The sequence below is a fragment of the Pseudoalteromonas apostichopi genome, assembly GCF_030297135.1.
Taxonomy (GTDB): Bacteria; Pseudomonadota; Gammaproteobacteria; order Enterobacterales; family Alteromonadaceae; genus Pseudoalteromonas; species Pseudoalteromonas apostichopi.
In genome coordinates, this window is the sequence record NZ_AP028065.1 from 2,962,744 (window position 1) to 2,983,026 (window position 20,283).

Annotated in this window: 20 protein-coding genes; 8 read left to right on the forward strand and 12 right to left on the reverse strand. The window is 40.2% G+C overall.

Translation table 11 applies throughout. The features are described 5' to 3' along the window. The first annotated feature begins 78 nt into the window (after positions 1 to 78). Positions 79 to 2,655: an ATP-dependent chaperone ClpB gene (gene clpB, locus QUE86_RS13345; RefSeq protein ID WP_130051906.1), complete on the forward strand. Its 2,577-nt coding sequence runs from the start codon at positions 79 to 81 to the stop codon at positions 2,653 to 2,655. Between the two features lie 58 nt (positions 2,656 to 2,713). Here the strand turns inward: clpB and QUE86_RS13350 are convergent, their stop codons facing one another. Then, complete coding sequence (locus QUE86_RS13350; RefSeq protein WP_167658485.1) at positions 2,714 to 4,261, reverse strand: methyl-accepting chemotaxis protein; 1,548 nt, start codon at positions 4,259 to 4,261, stop codon at positions 2,714 to 2,716. A 392-nt stretch (positions 4,262 to 4,653) separates the two neighbouring features. Between QUE86_RS13350 and gshA the strand changes: the two genes are divergently transcribed. Both gshA and QUE86_RS13360 read left to right on the forward strand, forming a co-directional pair. Next, positions 4,654 to 6,228, forward strand: coding sequence for a glutamate--cysteine ligase (gene gshA, locus QUE86_RS13355; RefSeq protein WP_130051904.1), 1,575 nt, complete (start codon positions 4,654 to 4,656; stop codon positions 6,226 to 6,228). A 137-nt stretch (positions 6,229 to 6,365) separates the two neighbouring features. Continuing rightward, positions 6,366 to 6,974 carry a transglycosylase SLT domain-containing protein gene (locus QUE86_RS13360; RefSeq protein ID WP_130051903.1) on the forward strand — a complete coding sequence of 203 codons (609 nt, stop codon included), beginning with the start codon at positions 6,366 to 6,368 and terminating at the stop codon, positions 6,972 to 6,974. An 87-nt stretch (positions 6,975 to 7,061) separates the two neighbouring features. Here QUE86_RS13360 and queC read toward each other — a convergent pair whose 3' ends face one another. Beyond that, the gene (gene queC, locus QUE86_RS13365) at positions 7,062 to 7,718 is read right to left on the reverse strand and encodes a 7-cyano-7-deazaguanine synthase QueC (protein WP_063706913.1); all 657 of its coding nucleotides are present in this window, start codon (positions 7,716 to 7,718) and stop codon (positions 7,062 to 7,064) included. A 145-nt stretch (positions 7,719 to 7,863) separates the two neighbouring features. Between queC and queE the strand changes: the two genes are divergently transcribed. After that, positions 7,864 to 8,529 carry a 7-carboxy-7-deazaguanine synthase QueE gene (gene queE, locus QUE86_RS13370; RefSeq protein WP_130051902.1) on the forward strand — a complete coding sequence of 222 codons (666 nt, stop codon included), beginning with the start codon at positions 7,864 to 7,866 and terminating at the stop codon, positions 8,527 to 8,529. A gap of 16 nt (positions 8,530 to 8,545) precedes the next feature. On the opposite strand, the gene QUE86_RS13375 is transcribed toward queE, so the two are convergent. The 3 genes from QUE86_RS13375 to QUE86_RS13385 form a co-directional block, all read right to left on the reverse strand. Then, positions 8,546 to 9,037: a DUF6622 family protein gene (locus tag QUE86_RS13375; RefSeq protein ID WP_239977508.1), complete on the reverse strand. Its 492-nt coding sequence runs from the start codon at positions 9,035 to 9,037 to the stop codon at positions 8,546 to 8,548. A gap of 175 nt (positions 9,038 to 9,212) precedes the next feature. Then, the gene (bcp, locus tag QUE86_RS13380) at positions 9,213 to 9,692 is read right to left on the reverse strand and encodes a thioredoxin-dependent thiol peroxidase (protein WP_130051901.1); all 480 of its coding nucleotides are present in this window, start codon (positions 9,690 to 9,692) and stop codon (positions 9,213 to 9,215) included. 10 nt (positions 9,693 to 9,702) lie between these two features. Continuing rightward, entirely contained in the window at positions 9,703 to 10,236 is a 534-nt protein-coding gene (locus tag QUE86_RS13385; RefSeq protein ID WP_130051900.1) for a glycine cleavage system transcriptional repressor, read from the reverse strand. Positions 10,237 to 10,604: 368 nt separating this feature from the next. Here QUE86_RS13385 and bamC point away from each other — a divergent pair, with 368 nt between their 5' ends. Next, positions 10,605 to 11,666, forward strand: coding sequence for an NlpB/DapX family lipoprotein (gene bamC / locus QUE86_RS13390; RefSeq protein WP_130051899.1), 1,062 nt, complete (start codon positions 10,605 to 10,607; stop codon positions 11,664 to 11,666). A gap of 71 nt (positions 11,667 to 11,737) precedes the next feature. Next, positions 11,738 to 13,105 (forward strand): YjiH family protein, encoded by a 1,368-nt coding sequence (locus QUE86_RS13395; protein WP_130051898.1) that lies wholly within the window; start codon positions 11,738 to 11,740, stop codon positions 13,103 to 13,105. Between the two features lie 33 nt (positions 13,106 to 13,138). On the opposite strand, the gene QUE86_RS13400 is transcribed toward QUE86_RS13395, so the two are convergent. Both QUE86_RS13400 and QUE86_RS13405 read right to left on the reverse strand, forming a co-directional pair. Beyond that, entirely contained in the window at positions 13,139 to 13,285 is a 147-nt protein-coding gene (locus QUE86_RS13400; protein WP_130051897.1) for a DUF2897 family protein, read from the reverse strand. Between the two features lie 39 nt (positions 13,286 to 13,324). Continuing rightward, positions 13,325 to 13,861, reverse strand: coding sequence for an acyloxyacyl hydrolase (locus QUE86_RS13405; RefSeq protein ID WP_175580443.1), 537 nt, complete (start codon positions 13,859 to 13,861; stop codon positions 13,325 to 13,327). A 235-nt stretch (positions 13,862 to 14,096) separates the two neighbouring features. Between QUE86_RS13405 and QUE86_RS13410 the strand changes: the two genes are divergently transcribed. Beyond that, positions 14,097 to 14,690, forward strand: coding sequence for an MlaC/ttg2D family ABC transporter substrate-binding protein (locus QUE86_RS13410; RefSeq protein ID WP_250661850.1), 594 nt, complete (start codon positions 14,097 to 14,099; stop codon positions 14,688 to 14,690). Positions 14,691 to 14,990: 300 nt separating this feature from the next. Next, entirely contained in the window at positions 14,991 to 16,328 is a 1,338-nt protein-coding gene (locus tag QUE86_RS13415) for an ankyrin repeat domain-containing protein (protein WP_130051895.1), read from the forward strand. Between the two features lie 78 nt (positions 16,329 to 16,406). Here the strand turns inward: QUE86_RS13415 and QUE86_RS13420 are convergent, their stop codons facing one another. Genes QUE86_RS13420 through QUE86_RS13440 form a run of 5 tightly spaced genes read right to left on the reverse strand, consistent with a single transcriptional unit; the run spans position 16,407 to position 19,942 of the window. Next, complete coding sequence (locus tag QUE86_RS13420; protein WP_130051894.1) at positions 16,407 to 16,862, reverse strand: DUF2069 domain-containing protein; 456 nt, start codon at positions 16,860 to 16,862, stop codon at positions 16,407 to 16,409. Continuing rightward, positions 16,859 to 17,413, reverse strand: a complete 555-nt coding sequence (gene wrbA, locus QUE86_RS13425) for an NAD(P)H:quinone oxidoreductase (protein ID WP_130051893.1) — start codon at positions 17,411 to 17,413, stop codon at positions 16,859 to 16,861. The genes QUE86_RS13420 and wrbA overlap by 4 nt, the downstream gene beginning before the upstream one ends. Continuing rightward, positions 17,413 to 17,760, reverse strand: coding sequence for an arsenate reductase (glutaredoxin) (gene arsC, locus QUE86_RS13430; protein WP_130051892.1), 348 nt, complete (start codon positions 17,758 to 17,760; stop codon positions 17,413 to 17,415). Before arsC ends, wrbA begins: the two co-directional genes overlap by 1 nt. A 54-nt stretch (positions 17,761 to 17,814) precedes the next feature. Next, entirely contained in the window at positions 17,815 to 19,275 is a 1,461-nt protein-coding gene (gene bepA, locus QUE86_RS13435) for a beta-barrel assembly-enhancing protease (RefSeq protein ID WP_130051891.1), read from the reverse strand. Between the two features lies 1 nt (position 19,276). After that, positions 19,277 to 19,942 carry a hypothetical protein gene (locus tag QUE86_RS13440; protein WP_130052308.1) on the reverse strand — a complete coding sequence of 222 codons (666 nt, stop codon included), beginning with the start codon at positions 19,940 to 19,942 and terminating at the stop codon, positions 19,277 to 19,279. Between the last annotated feature and the right edge of the window lie 341 nt (positions 19,943 to 20,283).

Genomic DNA, 20,283 nt, shown 5'->3' on the forward strand with positions numbered 1-20,283 from the left:
ATTTTCTTCTCTTACTTGAACAAATCACTAACCATACCCATTAATTAAGCAATTAGATTTTTTAATAGGTAAACCCTTATGCGTTTAGATAGATTTACAAGTAAATTTCAATCTGCGCTTTCAGATGCGCAGTCATTAGCACTTGGGCGAGATCATCAATTTATTGAGCCTGTGCATTTAATGTATTCATTGCTTCAACAAAATGGCTCGAGTGTGCGTGCGCTACTTGCACAAGCCGGTGTGAGTGCTGATGAGTTAAACACCAAGTTATCTCAAGAAATCGAAAAACTGTTTAAAGTTGAAGGCATTGGTGGCGATGTTCAGCTGTCAAACAACCTGATTTCGTTAATTAACTTGTGTGATAAATATGCTCAAAAGCGAAAAGATAAATTCATTTCGAGTGAGTTATTTGTTCTTGCCGCGTGTGACGATAAAGGCCCATTAGGCGACATTTTTAAAGCGCTAAATATTACTTCTAGCAAAATTGAAGCTGCAATCGAAGCTATTCGTGGTGGTCAAAAGGTTGATGATCCGAATGCTGAAGAAACCCGTCAGGCATTAAAAAAATTCACAATCGATTTAACTGAGCGAGCAGAGCAAGGCAAGCTAGACCCTGTAATTGGCCGGGATGACGAAATTCGTCGTACTATTCAAGTATTACAACGCCGTACTAAAAATAATCCGGTGTTAATTGGTGAACCAGGCGTGGGTAAAACGGCGATTGCCGAAGGTTTAGCACAGCGGATCATCAATGGAGAGGTACCTGAAGGCTTAAAGAATAAGCGAGTATTATCGCTTGATTTAGGTGCTTTAGTTGCTGGTGCTAAATACCGTGGTGAATTCGAAGAGCGTTTAAAGTCAGTATTGAATGAACTAGCCAAAGAAGAAGGGCAAGTCATCCTCTTTATTGATGAAATCCATACTATGGTAGGCGCAGGTAAAACAGACGGCGCAATGGATGCAGGTAATATGCTAAAACCAGCACTTGCCCGTGGTGAGTTACATTGTGTGGGTGCCACAACTCTTGATGAGTATCGTCAATATATTGAAAAAGATGCCGCTTTAGAGCGTCGTTTCCAAAAAGTATTTGTTGATGAACCATCGGTTGAAGACACCATTGCGATTTTACGTGGTTTAAAAGAGCGTTATGAGCTTCATCACTCAGTTGATATTACCGATCCGGCCATTGTTGCTGCGGCGCAGCTGTCGCACCGTTACATTAGTGATCGCCAATTGCCAGATAAAGCGATTGATTTAATTGACGAAGCGGGCTCTTCAATTCGTTTGCAAATTGACTCAAAACCGGAATCTTTAGATAAGCTAGAGCGTCGTATTATTCAGTTAAAGCTGGAAGATAACGCCCTTGCAAAAGAGAAAGACGAAGCGAGCCAAAAACGTCGTACTGAGATGCAAGAGTTGATCACTGAGCTTGAAGCCCAATACCGCGAACTAGACGAAGTTTGGAATGCTGAGAAGGCTTCATTACAGGGCACACAAGTCATTAAAGCTGAGCTTGAGCAAGCGCGTCTTGATTTAGATGTTGCGCGTCGTGCAAGTGATTTACAGCGCATGTCTGAACTCCAGTATGGTCGTATTCCTGAACTTGAGCGTAAACTTGACCTTGCTTCACAGGCCGAAATGCAAGAAATGAGCTTGCTTAAAAACCAAGTTGGTGAAGACGAAATCGCAGAGATTTTATCGCGTTGGACAGGTATTCCTGTATCCAAAATGTTGCAAGGGGAGCGCGAAAAGCTACTTAAGATGGAAGATGAACTGCATCATAAAGTGATTGGTCAAGATGAAGCCGTTGTAGCGGTTGCGAATGCAATTCGTCGCTCTCGAGCAGGGCTTGCTGATCCAAATCGCCCAATCGGTTCATTCTTATTCTTAGGCCCGACAGGGGTAGGTAAAACTGAGCTGACCAAAGCACTAGCCAGCTTCATGTTTGACACTGAAGATGCCATGGTGCGCATTGATATGTCGGAGTTTATGGAGAAACACTCGGTGGCACGTTTAGTGGGTGCACCTCCGGGTTATGTTGGCTATGAAGAGGGGGGCTATTTAACTGAAGCAGTTCGCCGTCGTCCGTATTCAGTCATTTTATTGGATGAGGTCGAAAAAGCGCACCCTGATGTATTTAACATCTTACTGCAAGTACTTGATGATGGCCGCTTAACGGATGGTCAGGGCCGTACCGTTGATTTCAAAAATACGGTTATCATTATGACTTCTAACTTAGGCTCTGACATTATCCAAGAGCAAGCTGGTTCAAATGATTATGCAGGCTTAAAAGAAAAAGTGATGGGCGTATTGGTTAGTCAGTTCCGTCCTGAGTTTATTAACCGAATCGACGAAACCGTGGTATTCCATCCACTTGCTAATGAACACATTAAAGAAATTGCTGACATTCAGTTAAGTAAGCTACGTGAGCGATTAACTGAAAAAGGCTACATTCTTGAAGTAACGGATGCAGCCCTAGACCGCATCGCTGAAAGTGGTTTTGATCCAGTGTATGGGGCAAGGCCTTTAAAACGTGCTATACAACATACCATTGAAAATCCATTAGCACAGCGATTATTAGGTGGGGATTATCAGCCGGGTGCCATCATCCATATTGATGCTGATGAGAATGGACTTGTTTTCTCGAGTCGTTAATTAGCCCTAAAAACAAAAGCCGCATCATTTTGACGCGGCTTTTTTGTATCAGTTAAGTTTAAACTTTAAAGGTTAACAGCATATCGTTAACTTTGCGCGAGCCTTCAACAAGCCCCGCTGCATCTTTAGCGACGTTGTAGCTAAGCTTTAAGTTCTCTTCGCTGTGTCCTTTTATGCTTTCTACATTTTCGCGTATATCGGTGCTGACAACTTGTTGTTCCTCTGCAGCCGTCGAAATCTCAGTCGCAAGGCCTGATATTTCATCAATTTGTGCGAAGATGCTCGCTAGCTCAGTTTGAGTGTGAGCAGTAGTATCAACACAATTATCTGCTTGCGCTTTAGTTGATTGCATCACTTTAGACCAGCTAAATAACGTATCTTGGATCTCTTTAATTGAGCTGTGAATTTGTGCTGTCGCATTTTGAGTACGTGAAGAAAGTGCGCGTACTTCATCTGCTACAACCGCAAAACCACGGCCATGCTCACCTGCACGTGCTGCTTCAATTGCAGCATTCAGCGCTAATAAGTTTGTTTGTTCAGCAATGCCTTCAATCTCACTCATTACTTGGCCTATTTTGTCAGCTTCACTAGCAAGAGAGTTAGCGGTAGTGGCTGCTTGCTCTACTTGGTTAGCTAGATCAGACACCATGCTGCTATTATCTTCAATATGCAGTTTGATATCGTTACAGCTTTGGTAAGTTGTTTTAACCTTGTCTGCAGTGTGATGAGTATTTGCTGAAATCTCGCCAATAGTTGCACTCATTTGTGTCATTGCCGTAGCAATATCACTTAAACGTTGACCTTGTGCAGCAATACCTTGCTCGGTTAGTGACGATTGTTTATCTAAGTTGGTAGCAATGTCTTTGAATGAGTAAGTAGAGTCTTTAACACGACCTAATACAGTTCTAAGCTTAGCGAACAGCATTTGCTGATTATAGGCAGCAATACTAAAAGGGTGTGAACCTGAATACACATAGCGTGATACTGAATCAAACTCTGCACGTTGCTGCTTTAAATGGCTTGGGGTTACAACGAGCTCGTCATAATTTAATGCAAAAAGGAGTGCTACAACGGCACAGCTCGCTAAGGCAACCATCCATGAAGTAGTAAACGCTAAGCCGACAATGCCTGCAAATAAAATAACCGCAGACAAAATTTGTCTCAGCGAAATATTTTCACGAAATGACGCGACTGATTTTCCATTATTAATCTTAGTGTACAGTGCCGTTGCACGGTCTTTTAATTGTTCAGATGGCTTAGTTCGAACTGACTGATAGCCAACCAACTGACCATGTTCATAAATGGGTGTAACAAATGCATCAACCCAATAGTAACGACCATCTTTACAGAGATTTTTAACCATGCCACGCCAAGAATGGCCTTGCTTTAGTTTTTCCCACATTTCTTTAAATGCCGCTTTTGGCATGTCAGGGTGGCGAACAATATTATGATTTTTTCCGAGTAGCTCTTCCTCGGTGTAACCTGCAATCGTACAAAATTCCTTATTTACGTATGTGATGACACCGCGTAAATCTGTAGTAGAGACAAGCTCTTGATTATCAGAGTATGTCACTTCTTGATTAATGATTTCTTGCCCACGACGCATATGAGTCCTCGAAATATACTTTTTTATGGTGTGCGGATTATAGTCTCAGAAAAATGTAAGGGAAGGGGGTGCATATAGATAACTATGAAAGTTTTAAAAATTTCATCTTCCCTTTGATCTAAAACAATATCTTGCTTGAATTATTATGTTTAGCCTCAGTCTTTTATATTAGTTAAAAGGCTCAGTATCCTCAAGAAATAAGTCTAAATAGTATTTTAAATGTTTTTAGCAACAATGAAGTGCCGCCAAAGCAATTGTATATTGTCCCTCACAATGGCAAGATTGAGCATCAAGTGAACGGGTACTAAATGAAACTGATTTTTCTGACTTGAGTAATTACTTTTTGCCCCCATACACTTAGGATTACAGCCACGTGGCTCGAGGAAGCATTTTTGATAAAACATGATTTAAATAAAACGCTAGAGGCGTTAACAGTACAATTTCCTAACGCAATTAATGGGATTAAACGTGGTATCGAGCGAGAAGCATTAAGGATCAAACCAAATGGTGTTATCTCACAGCAAGGTCATCCAAAAGGCGTTGGTAGCGCTTTAACTAATGATCATGTCACCACTGATTTTTCGGAATCGCTATTAGAATTTATTACACCGGTAAGTACGTCTGCAGAGCAAACCTTAGCTCAGCTAAAAGATCTGCAAAAGTTCACCTTGTCTCAGATGGATGATGAGCTCTTATGGCCTATCAGCATGCCGTGTTTTATTGAGCATCAAGACGACATCGTACTGGCACAGTTTGGTGACTCAAATATTGGCCGCATGAAAACACTTTATCGTGAAGGTTTAAAGAATCGCTATGGCAGTATGATGCAAGCAATTGCTGGTGTGCATTTTAATATTTCTTTTCCTGAGAGCTTATGGCAAAGCTTGTATAGTTTAAACGGCAGCCAAGGCACACTCGCTGATTCTATTTCGAATGGGTATTTGGGACTTATTCGTAACTTTAAACGTGAGCTTTGGTTGATCAGCTTTTTATTTGGTGCATCGCCAGCATTGTGTAGTTCATTTTTGCAAGGGCGCGAAACAGACTTACCATTTAAAAAACTAGGTAAAGGTACTCTTTACTTAGAAGTTGGCACAGCGCTGCGTTTGGGGAACCTTGGTTATACCAACAGTGCGCAATCGTCTTTACGTGTTATGTACAATTCATTAGAAGAATATGTAGCAGGTTTAAAAGAAGCGATTCATACGCCATCTGATATTTATGACCATATTGATGATTACACAAGTGCTGAACCAAAGCAGTTAAACAAAAATATTCTGCAAATCGAAAATGAGTTTTATTCACCAATTCGTCCTAAGCGCAACGCAGCATCAGGCGAAACTCCTACAGATGCATTACTTCGTGGTGGTATAGAATACATAGAGGTAAGGGCATTAGATGTTAACCCATTTAGTGAAACGGGTATCGACTTACAGCAAATACGCTTTTTAGACGTATTCCTAACTTATTGCTTATTAAATGACTCTCCAGAGATGGATTGGCAAGAACAAAAGTTGAGCACTACCAACCTCGATGCGGTTGTTAATGAAGGCCGAGATCCAGAATTAACACTTAACAAGCAAGGCGAAATAGTTCGCCTGACAGATTGGGCTAAAACAATTTTTAGTAATTTAACTGCCGTTGCACGTTATATGGATAATGCATACGGGGTAAGTTATTACAGTGAAACTATTGCTGAGCTTGCAACCTGGGTACAAGATCCTAGAAAAACATACTCTGGCAAATACGTAGCAACACTTGCAAAAGAGAACCTAGATAATGGTAATTTTGCATTAGCACTTGCACAGCAGTACAAGCAAAGCCATCTTGCGTCAGAGTATCAATTTTATGATCATGCATTTTTGGCGAAACAAGCTGCTGACTCTGTGCTTAAAGAGCGTGAAGTTAAAGCTGCCGATAGCGAAACGTTTACTGCTTTTTTAGATGACTATTTTGCTAAAGCTTAGTAAGGTGAAGACATAAAAAAAACGCAGCCTATGGTGGCTGCGTCAAAGATTCTTCAGGGATGAAACAATGCTATACTGCTGCATTCATAAGTTCAGACTGACCTGATAAGAAAAAGTTCAGCGAGATCCAAAAAAAAATGAAAAAAAGTATAATTATTTTATCGCTGGCCGCATCATTGGCTGGATGTGCAACCGCTCCTCCAGAGCAACCCCATGATATCTGTAAGATTTTTGAAGAAAAGCCTGATTGGTACTACGATGCCCGCGATGCTCAAGAAAAATGGGGATCGCCTAAACATGTGCTAATGAGCATGATGTATCAAGAAAGCTCATTTCGTCATGATGCTGCTCCGCCAATGGAATACTTCTTATGGGTTATTCCAATAGGTCGTGCCAGTTCTGCCTATGGCTATTCACAAGCGAAAACACCTACTTGGTCAGATTACATCCGAGAAACAGGCAACAGCGGTGCAGACAGGGATGATTTTGATGATGCTATCGACTTTATGGCGTGGTTTGTTTACAAAACTCATAAAGTAAATGGTGTATCGAAATGGGACGCGTACGCACAATACCTAAATTACCATGAAGGATGGGGCGGCTATAAGCGTGGTACTTATAAAAGTAAAAAGTGGTTAATGAGTGTTGCAAATAAAGTTAAACATCGAGCTAGCCGTTATGGCGCGCAACTTAAAAAGTGTGAAGCAGATCTAGATAAAAACTGGTTTGAGCGTTTATTTAGTTAATAGAGCATTGACGCAACCGTTTGGACTTTAAATTTTTACCAAATGTGTCTTTAAAAAGGCTATCAAATCTTTGATAGCCTTTTTTGTTTATTCGTATTCGATAGGATCGGTAACGTTATTAAGTGCAAAGGCTTCCAAGCGCTCTTGACAAGCACCACATTTGCCACAGGCTTTGTCACGGCCGTTGTAGCATGTCCAAGTTTGGCTGTAATCAAGACCCATTTTTAAGCCGTCTGTTAAAATATCGATTTTAGTATTGTTTAAATATGGACTGAAAATCTCAACAGCGTCGTAGTTGGCAATACGGCAAACATCATCCATTTTTTGAACGAATTCAGGGCGACAGTCAGGATAAATTGCATGATCACCAGAATGTGCGCCATAGTAAACTTTGCTGGCTTTTAAAGACACCGCATAACCCACTGCAAGTGATAGTAAGATCATGTTGCGGTTTGGCACTATTGTGCTCTTCATGCTTTCTTCTTCGTAGTGACCCTCTGGCACATCGATATCATCGGTCAGTGATGAGCCCCCAATCAATTGATTGATAGCTGAAATATCAACAATCTTGTGAGAAACACCTAATTTTTCACACACTTGAGCAGCTACTTTAAGCTCTTTAACATGACGCTGGCCGTAGTCGAACGACAGGGCATATACTTCGTGGCCTTGTTGCAGGGCTTTATTTAATACGGTAAAAGAGTCCATACCGCCGGAATAAATCACAACTACTTTTTGCGTCATATCTGTTTTGCTCTTACTTTTGATAGAGGTTTACTTCAGGGCGCGATATACTACACGGCTCGGGCCTAAATAACAATTTTTGCGCGTGTTTTTGGTTTTTTGATGGTATGCATTATATATCGTTGCGTCGTAAGTGAGATCTCTTTTGTACAAAATTAACGAAGTATTTGAAACAATTCAAGGTGAAGCAAGTTTTACTGGTACACCTTCAATCTTTTTACGTTTACAAGGCTGCCCTGTAGGCTGTGCTTGGTGTGATACAAAACAAACATGGGACGTTGATAATGTATATAAAGTGTCACTTGATGACACGGTTGAGAAAAAAGCAGACTCAGATCATTGGGCAGAAGCAACTGCGGAGCAAGTGTTAGCGCTATTTAAAGAACGTGGCTACAACGCAAAACATGTGGTGATCACAGGTGGTGAGCCTTGCATGTACGACCTAAATCCAGTGTGTGAGTTATTACACGCAAATGGTTATTCGACTCAAATTGAAACCAGCGGCACATTTGAGATTTTAGTCCCTGAACAAACATGGGTGACCGTATCACCGAAGATTAATATGCGTGGCGGTTACAAAGTATTACGCAGCGCTATGCAGCGCGCTGATGAAATTAAACACCCAGTGGCAATGCAAAAGCATGTTGAAGAGCTAGAAGATTTATTCTTAAAAACAGGTGTTAATCCGCGTCTAGTGTACCTTCAACCAATTAGCCAAAAGACCTCAGCAACTAAACTTGCCATTGAAACCTGTATTGCAAAGAACTGGCGTTTATCAGTTCAAGTACATAAATATTTAGGAATTAGCTAGTTTATCTGGCTAGTTCCTAGTATCCACTTTTTACCTTTAACACTCTAATTGCGCGGGCGATGAAAGTGCCCGATAAAATGCCGTAAAAAGCGGCAAGAGATAACACTAGAGCGGTATTAGTAAAAAGCTCTGGTTGAATACTTGTTAAGACACCCACCGCATATTTGGTGAAGAAGATAGCCATGATGAATATCATCGGCCACCAACTACCAGGCACTTTAAATGAGGCGCTTTGGACTTGATAACTTGCTGATGAAGCTGAAAACAGGAATAAACCAATAAGCGTACTGATTAAAACGCCAACTAGCCAGAGCAGCATAATAGTTAAGCTATAACCAAAGCTTGAAGTCGCACCAAAATATGATAAAGCAAGCATGCCCAGCGGCAGTATCAATAACGTGGGTTGCTTTACAAAGCGGTCATGAGTTTGTTGCCAACCAACGAAAATAAGGCCAACAAACAGACCATAAACCCAAAGTGGTGTGTGAGTTAAAATTTCAAAAATCATCTTACATCCCTGTTTTTATTATTTTTAGGAAGTTATTTAATCGTTCATTTAAAATGCAGCAATTGTTCCTATTTTATCTGCTATTTATGAAAGTTTGTCAATTGAGTCATTATCCTTCAAAAACAAAAAAAGCGTTGCACCATGGCAACGCTTTTTACTTTTTAGCTTATCGCTACTAATTCTGCGCTAAATAATCCAACACAACCTGATGATGGTCTTTGGTTTTGAATTTATCAAACACATGCTTGATTTTACCGTCTTGGCCTACAAGGAAGCTAATACGATGAATTCCTTCGTACTCCTTACCCATAAACTTCTTATAACCCCAAATACCAAACGCATCTGCAATCGCGTGATCTTCGTCAGCTAATAAGTCAAAATTAAGCTCTTTTTTGGTTTCAAAATTCTTTAAACGCTTTATTGGGTCTGGGCTGATACCCACGACACGTGTGTTTAATTTAGCAAGCTCAGCTTTTTCATCACGTAAGTTTTCAGCTTGTACGGTGCACCCTGGAGTGGATGCCTTTGGATAGAAGTAAACAAGCACTTGCTGCTCTTTTAATAGCTCAGCGAGTGTGATTGTTTCATCATTTTGATTTTGTAAACTAAAAGCAGGGGCTGTATCACCGGCCTGTAATGGATTAATTGTTTTCATGCTTTGCTCCTTAGCGAATGCGTCTGAAAATATAATCTACGTTCAAACTGCGAGAAAGATCTTCAAAGCTCACTTTAAAGTTATCAATATCGACTTCAACGGGAATATTAAACTCTAGCTCACAACGCATTTTTAGCTCATCACCTTCGTCGTACGTATCAGATTTAAGTGAACAAATGCTGATGTTATTGTCAGCAAAAAAGCGCGTAACTTTACTTAATGTTCCAGGTGTATCAATACCTGTGTATTCGAGGGTGTAACCGGCGCAAAATTCACATGCAACATGACTTGCTGTGCGTTTCATCATGGTTAAAAGGCCAAGTTCCATGCCTTTAGTTGGCAATGTATGCTCAATGCGGCTAATGGCCGACATATCACCTGCTAACAGCATGATAAAGGTAAACTCGTTGCCCAAAATAGCAATGCGACTGTCAATTATATTGCAATGGCAATCACTCACTAACTGAGTTAATTCGCTAACGATACCGGGTCTATCTTCGCCAATCGCAGTGAGCACTATCTGATGATTTGTAAAAGCAGTCATGGAATTTTAAATACCTAGTAATTAACAATACCAATGGATATAAGCTTGAGTAAGCTTTGATTTCACGTGAGTTTAATACCGCACGGCGGCGAAGTTTAACATAATTTGCATCGTTAACGATAGCGACGATTAATTAAGCCGTGAATAAAGTGCGCTCTTTCTTGTTTTTAGGGGCATCTGAAAGTACCATAGTTAAAATTTTGCAAGGCGACAAGCAAACAAATACGTTACGCTAGCCGAATCTATTCGGGTTTTTTGCATAAAAACTATAAATGTAAAGTTAAAAGTGATTTTACAGTGAACCAAATCGGCATTACCCACTCATATATTTGTTAAAAAAATTAAGGGTTTGCTAAGGAGAAATATCTGTGCAGTATTGGATCTCAAAGGCGCTTGCTGTAAGCGTAATGGTAAGTTTAACAGGGTGTGGTGTATTTACCGACGAAGCACATCAAAAACGTAATTATCGAGCAAATGAACCGGTCAAAGCACCAGCAGGTTTAGCGCAACCAGCTCTAGATCCAACATATAAAATGGATGTTGCGCAATATGACAATAATCCTGAAGCTAAAAACTATCGTCCGCCAGCGCAAGTTATTACCATTGCTCAAGGTACTTGGGTTGAAGAAGGTGACACTGAAGCGCGGGTCTATTTTGATAAAAACGATGGTATAGAAGATTTAGATGTATTTATCTGGAACTCTATAAAAGCCGTTCTAGCTGAAAAAAATACCGCAGCTTTGAAAGAAGATAAAGCATCAAATTCAATTGAAACAGGTTGGTATGCGATTATTAAACCTGAAGAAGGTTGGTTTTGGGAAAGCGAAACCGAAGTATCACAACAACGTTTTATATTTACTATTGAAGAAAAGTCGCATCAGCGTACAGCTTCTTTAACAGCTAAACTTGCTGATTATAAAAGCGACTCAGTACCGTTAACACCATTACTACAGCAACAACTTGAAGTACGTGCTTTAAACCAAGTGATTGCTGAGTTTGATTACCGTTACCGTCAACTTGAAGTTGAAATGCGTAAACAACAAGGCATTATTTCATTAGAAATGGGCTTTGATAACAAAGGTAATGCGGCACTGGTTACTGAGCAAGATTACAACATGGTGTTTGATCGTTTCTCTGGCTTCTTAGAGCGATTATCTTTCACTATCGTAGAGATTGACCAAGAACGTGGTTTGATTACGGCTGATTACAAAAAGCCTGAGTCAAGCGTATGGGATTCAATTTGGGGTGAAGAACTAGCTGAGCTACCAATTGAAGAAGGCCAATATCAAATTCTTGTTAGCCGTACCAATGATGGCGGTACAAGTTTAACTTGGATGGACTCTGAAGGTTCGACATTAGAGCCTGGTACAATGAATGACCTCCAGCAAGCATTAGAAAATGCACTGCGTCAACGCGGTATCAATATTTAATAATTAAAAAAGTTAAAACCACCACAAAAAGAGCTTCGCCGCTCTTTTTGTGGTTTTTACAGGTTGAAAATATGTCTAACTTAAACACAGCAAATCGCAGTGACTTGCGAACCTTGTTTACCTTTTTCGTTCCTTCACTTATAGGTGTCTTTTTGTTTATGACGCCGGTACCCATAGGTGAAGCAATGACTATTCCGATTGCTGTTATGGCAAAAGCAGTGCAAGAGTGGATTGCCCCATTTGCATTGGGTTTAATCACCAGTATCGTTTGTATCACCGGTGTTTTATCTTTGATAATAAAGCTGTTTAAACCACAGCCATTACTTAAGTTTTTTATCATTAAACACTTATTTGATGTTAGTTGGCTGTGGCTGAGTGTTCGGTTACTGGGCATGATATTTATTATTCTGACTTACACGAAGCAAGGTCCTGAAATGATTATTTCAGGGAATACTGGTGCGTTAGTATTAAACGACTTGCTGCCCGTATTGTTTTCTGTGTTTGTTTTAGCGGGGTTATTATTACCGTTATTATTAAATTTCGGTCTCCTAGAGCTAGTGGGTACGTTATTAACTAAGGTTATGCGCCCACTTTTTGGTGTTCCTGGTCGAAGTGCAGTTAACTGTGTGGCATCTTGGTTAGGTGATGGTAGTGTAGGTATTTTGATGACCGCTCGTCAGTATGAAGATAAACATTATACACAACGTGAAGCAGCCATTATTGGTACCACTTTCTCAGCTGTATCAATTACCTTTTGTTTAGTTGTTATTGGTCAAGTAAAGCTTGAACACCTATTTGCACCGTTTTATTTAACGGTGTGTTTAGCGGGTTTAGCAGCTGCGCTAATTGTGCCTCGCTTACCACCGCTACGCTTTAAAAAAGATCTCTATGTAGATGGAACTGAGCCTGATAAAGACGCAGAATCAGTACCTGAAGGTAAAACATTGGTTTCTCACTCACTTGATGTGGCACTTGCTAAAGCACGCACTGCACCGGGTTTTGCTGGTACAGTGAAAGAAGGCTTACATAACGCATTTGATATGGTATTTGCTGTATTACCTGTGGTTATGGCTGTGGGCACATTTGCTTTGATTATTGCTGAATATACGCCAATTTTTGAATATATGGGCAAACCTTTTGTTCCATTCTTAGAGCTATTACAAGTACCAGAAGCTGAAGCTGCTGCACAAACAATTATGGTTGGCTTTGCTGATATGTTTATTCCGTCGATTCTTGCGGCTGGTAGTATCGAAAGTGATGTAACACGCTTTATCATTGCTGCAATGAGTGTGACGCAATTGATTTATATGTCGGAAGTAGGTGCACTGCTTTTAGGTAGCAAAATCCCGGTTAATATTATCGAATTGTTCTTCATCTTTATTTTAAGAACCTTAGTAACATTACCGGTGATTGTCTTAATGGCACATTGGTTAGTCTAAACAAAGCTAAAACCTTAAATAGAAAAGCCCTGATTATTCATCAGGGCTTTTTTTATCTTCATTATCATCGCTTTTAGGCACTTTGAAGTCCATTTTTGCTGCATGTTTTAGCAACATAAGGTTACCAACTACCACACCAAATACGGCAACAACAATGGCTATAATTTGCCAAGTTTCCATCTTTAAATCCTGCCGATATACACAGCGATATAGTAGCACTTAAAATCGTTTTGCATAAGACAGTGAAATAAAATCAAGGCCGGGGTTAGGGCTTTTGAAGCCTGCATTTGAGTAATGTAAATATCTAACTGCTAAGGTTGAGTCGTCACCTAGGTCTGCAACTAAACCCAACCTATCTTCGAACTGATAGTGAGTACTAACGTTTTTGCCAGCAAAATGGGTGTCATCTAACAGTGAAACGCCAATCCCAAACTCCACATAAACAGGCATGTTTTTCAGATTAAATACAGGGTATTGGATCACCGGAGACATAGCTAACACGATATTAGTTTGATGTTTGTTATCTTTGCCATACTGCCAAATATTAAAACTAGACTCGAAGTACAAACGGGCGTGTTGAAAAGGCAGCTTTTCATTGGGTATATGGTACTGGTAGGCCAGCTTTAAGCCTTTCACATCACCTTCACCTTGGATGTAATCAACGGCATAGCCATGGTTTGAAGCGGCATAAGTCGGTGTTGCTAGTAGGGCGGCTACACTTAACATAAGTGCTTTTAGTGGGTGCTTTAGTTTCATCTCGGTACTTCTCATTATGACTGTGAGCAAGTAGATAAGGGTGAGGGTAGGGGCTTTTCAATGTGCGTAAAAACACAGAAGCTGTGCACATTTTCATATTTTTTAGCAATTGACTGAAAACTATGGGAAAAATCGATTGGTGCTTAATTGGCATTAAAACGGTGTCGGATTGTTTCTTTTTTTATGGATTTAATATCGGTATATTAGCGAAAATTTTCGTTGAGAGGTGAATACGATGACCAAACTAGTTAACTCATTTTTGCTTATAGCTGCGCTTTTTACTGCAACTGCTTTTGCCAGTGAAGACCGCTCGCCTAAGCAACTATTAGAATCAGTCACAGCAGATTTATTTGTTGATATCGCAAATGTAAATGCGAAGGGTGATGCAAGTTCAGAAGCAATGGCAAGCATTGTAGAAAAACGTTTATTGCCGCACATGGATATTAAGTTTGTATCGTATAAGCTTTTAGGTAAGCACATTAAAGGCCTACGTCGTGAGCAAGCTGTTGATTTTATTGCTGCAGTTGAGCATTACTTAACAGTAACTTATGCCGGCGCACTGATGAAATACACAGGCCAAAAAGTAATTTTTGATCAATCACAATTCATCGACGATGGTTATGCAACTGTAAAGACACAAATAGTTGATGACAATGCGCCAGCCATTGATTTGCACTTTAAATTACGTCAAGGCAAAGATAAGCAGTGGAAAGTATACGATATCGTTGCTGAAGGTATCTCACTGTTAAGTGCAAAGCAAAAAGAAGTATTGCAACGCATCAGTCAAGTGGGTATCGACGAAGTCACAAGCGAATTAGCAAGTAAGTAAGTTAGCTTAAAGCTCGATTACCTTCACCTCATCGAGCATTTTAGCTACTTTCAGTCTCCAACCAAGCAGTGAGCACCGTTCATGTGCCGCTGCTTTTCTATTTTCTTTAAAAATCACCTACTTTGCGCTAGCACCTGTAACCCTCTGTGGTAGAATCATGCTACTTTTCTTGTTTACCAAAGTATCTGTTCAGATACTGTGTTATTGGTTGCAATATTAAGCAAACTGTCAGTTAAATTTTGCTATAACTGAGTGCTTAATAAGACATCGAATAATGTGCAGCGGAGTTGTGTTTTTTTAATGGAAAATGTACTGATTTGGCCAAAGGAATACCCGTTACTGATCAAAGGATTAGCTGAGCAAAACGGGGCCTATATTTTAGATGCTTTAGAAGCTTGGCCGGCATGTCGTTCTACTAATGAAGATGACGGTGTGTGTACGACGGTTCTTCCGCCTATTTACTACCTCACTTGGTTGACTCCTCTTGAACCGTTTGAAGAGTGTTATTTCCAACACATTTCTGAGTTTGATGAAGCTGCGTTGCATTATGTTAATGCTATGAAATCGCACTTTTTAGAAAACGATTACACCCCTGAGAGTCTTGTGTTAATGCTGTGCCAGCGCTTAGAGAAATACGCCAGCGCATTTGCACAGTCGGCAGTTAAAACACCTATTACACTCATTCACCAGTTATTTAATCGTCGCTATTTCACTGTGATAGAGCATGTACTTAATCAAGGTGCGAAAATGTCTGCGGACGATGTGCTGGAGCTCTGGACTGAAGTTGACTTTAGAGAACGCTTTAGTGGTTTTATTCCAGAGTCTGTTGCAGATCTTGAACCTTTAACTGTGCTAGCAGCAGAAAAGGTAGCCCATGGCGAAGATTATTTCACGTTGCTTAAGCTTGTGTCACCAGACGTTGATTCTGCATCGTTACTTGAACAAGCTTTACTTGCTCACTTAAGCCATGAAAATGCTAAACAAACAATGGCAAAGCGGTTTATTGAGCAAGGTGCAACCGGTGCATTAGCTGACGCAAACGGTAAAACAGCCTTTATGTGGGCTACCGAAAAAGGCTATGTGAATGTTGTTGAGACTTTGCTTGAGTATCAAGATAAAAAATCCCAAGACAACAAAGGCAATACGGCATTACATTATGCAGTTTTAGCCGAGAATGGACCGTTACTTGTGCTGCTTCTAAAAGCAGGTTATGACTTTAGAGTTCGTAACAATGATGGTTTAAGTTGCTACCGATTAGCAGTAAGTATCAAAGCGGATAGCTTAGTGAAGTGCCTTGAGCATGACTTTGGCATCAAAGAGCTTTCACCTGAAGGGCAGTTTGATCGCATTAAAAAGGTACATTTATTACATGCGATTGTAACTTTGTTACTTCCTGTGCAGCTGTTCTTCTTTTTTGATGACAGTATTTCGATTAAAAGTGAGCTAACACTTAGCTTTACGCTAATTTCAATTTTATGTTTTTTCTTTGCGACAAGCTTGAAACGATGTGCGCTTTACCCACATATACGCCATCCTTGGGGACTTTTTATTTTAAGATTGTTTTCGTTGTTTAGCTTAATTGGCCAAGTGGGTCTAGCAAGTATTGTCGCGCTAGCCACCTTAGCTGAGTTGGTGTGAAGACATAAAAACTATATAAAGTGACATAAAAAACGGCAACCTAGGTTGCCGTTTTTTGTTTCATTTTTCTAAAAGTGTTTATTTGTCGTGCTCATGTGCCGCTTTTTCTTCAGCCAGCTCTTCTTTTAATTTACGTATCTTAAGGCCAAGTTCTTGTCCGCGATGGCGTGCATAATAGGTGCAGCCAATGAACATTAGGCTCGCAAAGGTTAATTCAAGTAATACCCAAATCAGCTGTTCTTGCGCGACCCAAAGTAATGTAAAACCATGGATGAAATAGAACATGACAATAAAGTTCGCCCATGCATAGGTATAAGGCTTATCTTGAATGATACCTTTTAGCGGTAGCAGCAGAGGCAGGATATATACAACAAAGATAAAGGCATTACTATGGCCTTCTCTTGGGGCAATTAAAAACAACCAAACTGGCATTAAAACTAATAAGCCGATATAACCAATCAGTGCGAAACGTTGGAATCGTTTTGTAATTGGTTTTTTGGCAACAGGCTGATTTAACTCAGGTTCCAAGCTCATTGTAATTTACTCGCAATTAGTGTCAGGCGCTTACCAACGCTTTGACATATTTTAATTTCGTCTTTACTTAACACATTACTGTTATTGCTACCGGCTACATGAGTCGCACCATATGGCGTACCGCCAGTTTCAGTCGCTAGTAATTCAGGTACTTCATAAGGCACACCTAGCAACATCATACCGTGATGTAATAGTGGCAGTGATAGATTTAACAAGGTTGCTTCATTACCACCGTGCATGCTGCTTGATGACGAAAAAACGCAAGCGGGTTTATCTATCAGCTGACCTTTAAGCCATAGATCACTGGTGGTTTCCCAAAAGCTCTTTGCTTGCGAGGCCATCATGCCAAATCGAGTAGGAGTGCCAAAGGCTAAGCCATCACAATTAATAAGATCATCTTTACTGATCACAATATCGTGTGACTGACGCTTAACAAAAGTGCGCAACAAGGCTGTTGCACCTTGTTGCTCAATCGACTCGGCTATCTCATGAGCCATAGCTTCTACAGAGCCATGGCTTGAGTGGTATAGCACAACAATGTTTATAGCCATTAAAGCACGCTTAATACGTTTTCTGGTGGACGACCTAGAGCAGCTTTGCCTTTATTTTCAACAATTGGGCGCTCGATTAGTTTTGGATTGGCAGCCATCGCAGCAATTAACTTATCTTCATTTTGTTCGTTTTTAAGCTCAAGCTCTTTGTAGATGTCTTCTTTAGTACGCATTAATTCACGCGCTGAAGTAAAACCTAGCTGACTAATTAAAGTCGCAATTTGTTGTTCATTAAGCGGTGTTTTTAGGTATTCAACAACACTTGGTTGAATATTATTGCTTTCTAATAGGGCAAGTGTTTCACGCGATTTTGAACAACGTGGATTATGATAAATAGTCACAGACATGGTGTGTTCTCACATTTAATATTTTGGCTTATTTTAGGGCAAGCGCCGCGAGACTTAAAGTCTCGCAAGCTCTTTTTGTAATTGACGGTATTGTGTAAGTAGGGCTTTTAAACGTTGTTGTTTTACTAATTCTTCAGGCTCAACAAAGTTTAGTGCTTTTTGAATTTCATCGGCTGCTTTTAAATAAGCGCCATATTGAGCGAGCACATCGGCATGAGCTTCATGGTAGGAAGCCATATTTTCTTGCTTTTTATAGACATCAGCAATGAGCTCTTTGGCTAGATTGTTCTCAGGTTTTGCTAACAAGTAAGATTTTAGAATACGCTCCGCAAGGTCAAATTGTTTTGCTTCAATAGCGGCATTTGCATAGTTTAAGGCAATCACCTGATTGTTAGGTCTATCGATATCTAACTTAGCTAAAAATTCTACAGCCTCGTTAGCTTTACCTTGAGCAATTAGTAAGTCTGTATGGGTATCGATATAAAATAAGTTTTTTGGATCTTGCTCAAGCAATGGATTCAATACGTTGGCCGCTTCATCAAGCTTTTTCTGATCCAACAGGCTAATACCTAAACCGTATTTGAGAGCTGTGTCGTTGTGAACAGTATTTGCACGCATTAATTTACGAAACAAATCTTCCGCTGCTTTTGACTTTTGCTGATAACGAGCAATCACTCGGCTTTTAGCCAAATTGAATTCAAGGCTGTCAGCATAGTGTCTTTTTGGGTATTGCTCGGCACGTAAGCGTACATCAGATACACGACTTTCTGGTAATGGGTGAGTCAGTAAAAATGCTGGCGGCTTATACTTATAACGAATTTGTGCAGCAAGCTTAGTTAAAAACTCACTTGATTGGCGGGGGTCAAATCCTGCGTTATTAAGGGTTTGCATACCAATACGGTCAGCTTCTTGCTCAGCAGCACGGCTATGCGTTAATTGACTAAATGCCGCTTGTGTTTGGTTCGCTGAAATAATTGCAATTCCGGCATCAGGTGCAACAACTGTAGCCAAAATACCAGCAATCATGCCTGCGATGGTTAATGCGCTGTTGTCTTGCTGCTGTTGAATACGGCGCGCTAAGTGGCGTTGTGTGACGTGAGCTATCTCGTGTCCAAGTACTGAGGCAAATTGGCTTTCGTTATCGGCTTGTGCGATGAGGCCAGTATGCACACCTACATGGCCGCCATAGAATGCAAATGCATTGATTTCTGAATTGTTTAGCCAGAAAAATGAAAATGGAAAACGTACATCGTTAGCGTTTGCGACCAAACGTCTGCCCAGAGTAGTGAGGTATTCATCGAGAACGGGGTCATTCACAACAGGTGATGAACCACGAATTTGCATCATCATCACTTCGCCGATTGCTTGCTCTTTTTCAATCGGCAACGCTTGCAAAGCCGAGGTCCCTAAATCGGGCAGCTTAAAGTTAGTTTGTGCCTTCAACGGCTCACTATGCAGTATCGAGAATGTCAGTAATGCACTGCATAGTGTAATAAAGGCTAATTTTAGTCGCATCTTATTCCTTGTTGATTTGCTCACCTAACATGACTTTTGCTATGTCTATTTCGTCGCTGCATGCTCGGCTGTCTTTTTCGCACAATTGATAGAAATCTTTTATTGTGACTCCATCTAGCTTAACAACGTTCAATTCTCGTTGTAAAAAAGTTATGATTTTATGAGCTACTTTATGGGCATGAAGAATTAATGCTTTGTCTGCTTTATCGCCTCTTTCAAAGTAAAAACCAATGAACTTATGGAGCTGATTAAAGCGAATAAGGTTTTTCATGCTGTGCGGATCCCACACCTTAAACTCCATAAAGCGGTTGTCTTTAATAAATTGATCTACAGTAACATCTTTTGCATAAGGGTAAGCCCATAATTCAAAGCCTCGATCTGTAAAGCTTTGATGTAATGCGATTCGTGGTTTTTGCTCGCAAACAATTTCGCCCATTTCGGTTACATGGCCTCCTAATAAATCAAGGTTCCAGTTACGTGGGTCAATTAATCGCTTAACAGCATTATCAAAACCGTGGTCTAAAATCCCTTCTGATTCGCTGACTGATGATGCCACCATATGATAAAAAGGCGGCAGCTCGCCCCAGTTAATTTGTTTTTTATACCAATTTATCTCTTTAAGAGTTGGATTCGCAGGTAATTGCGCTTTATTATGCGAGCCAGGCATCATGTTTCCTTTACTACCAGTTATTGATTAAGGATAAACTATTGTTTTGCGTGTTTTAAGCAAAAAATGAGTTGTTTCTCATTATAAAGACTTATTTCCGCAAGATGCTGACATCTTATACTTATTATTCATATTAATAACGCAGTTGATTCGCTATGTTAACGGTTGATTTAAGGGACTATAAGTGCCCCCAACAATTTATTCAGTTTAAATTAGGGTTGAATAAGGCAATATCAGTTAAACAACCCGTGACTTTTACATTTAATGCTGCAGAGGCAACGGACGATATGCAGCGATTTTTAGAAAAACATCATTACCATTTTAAAATTGACCTAGAATTA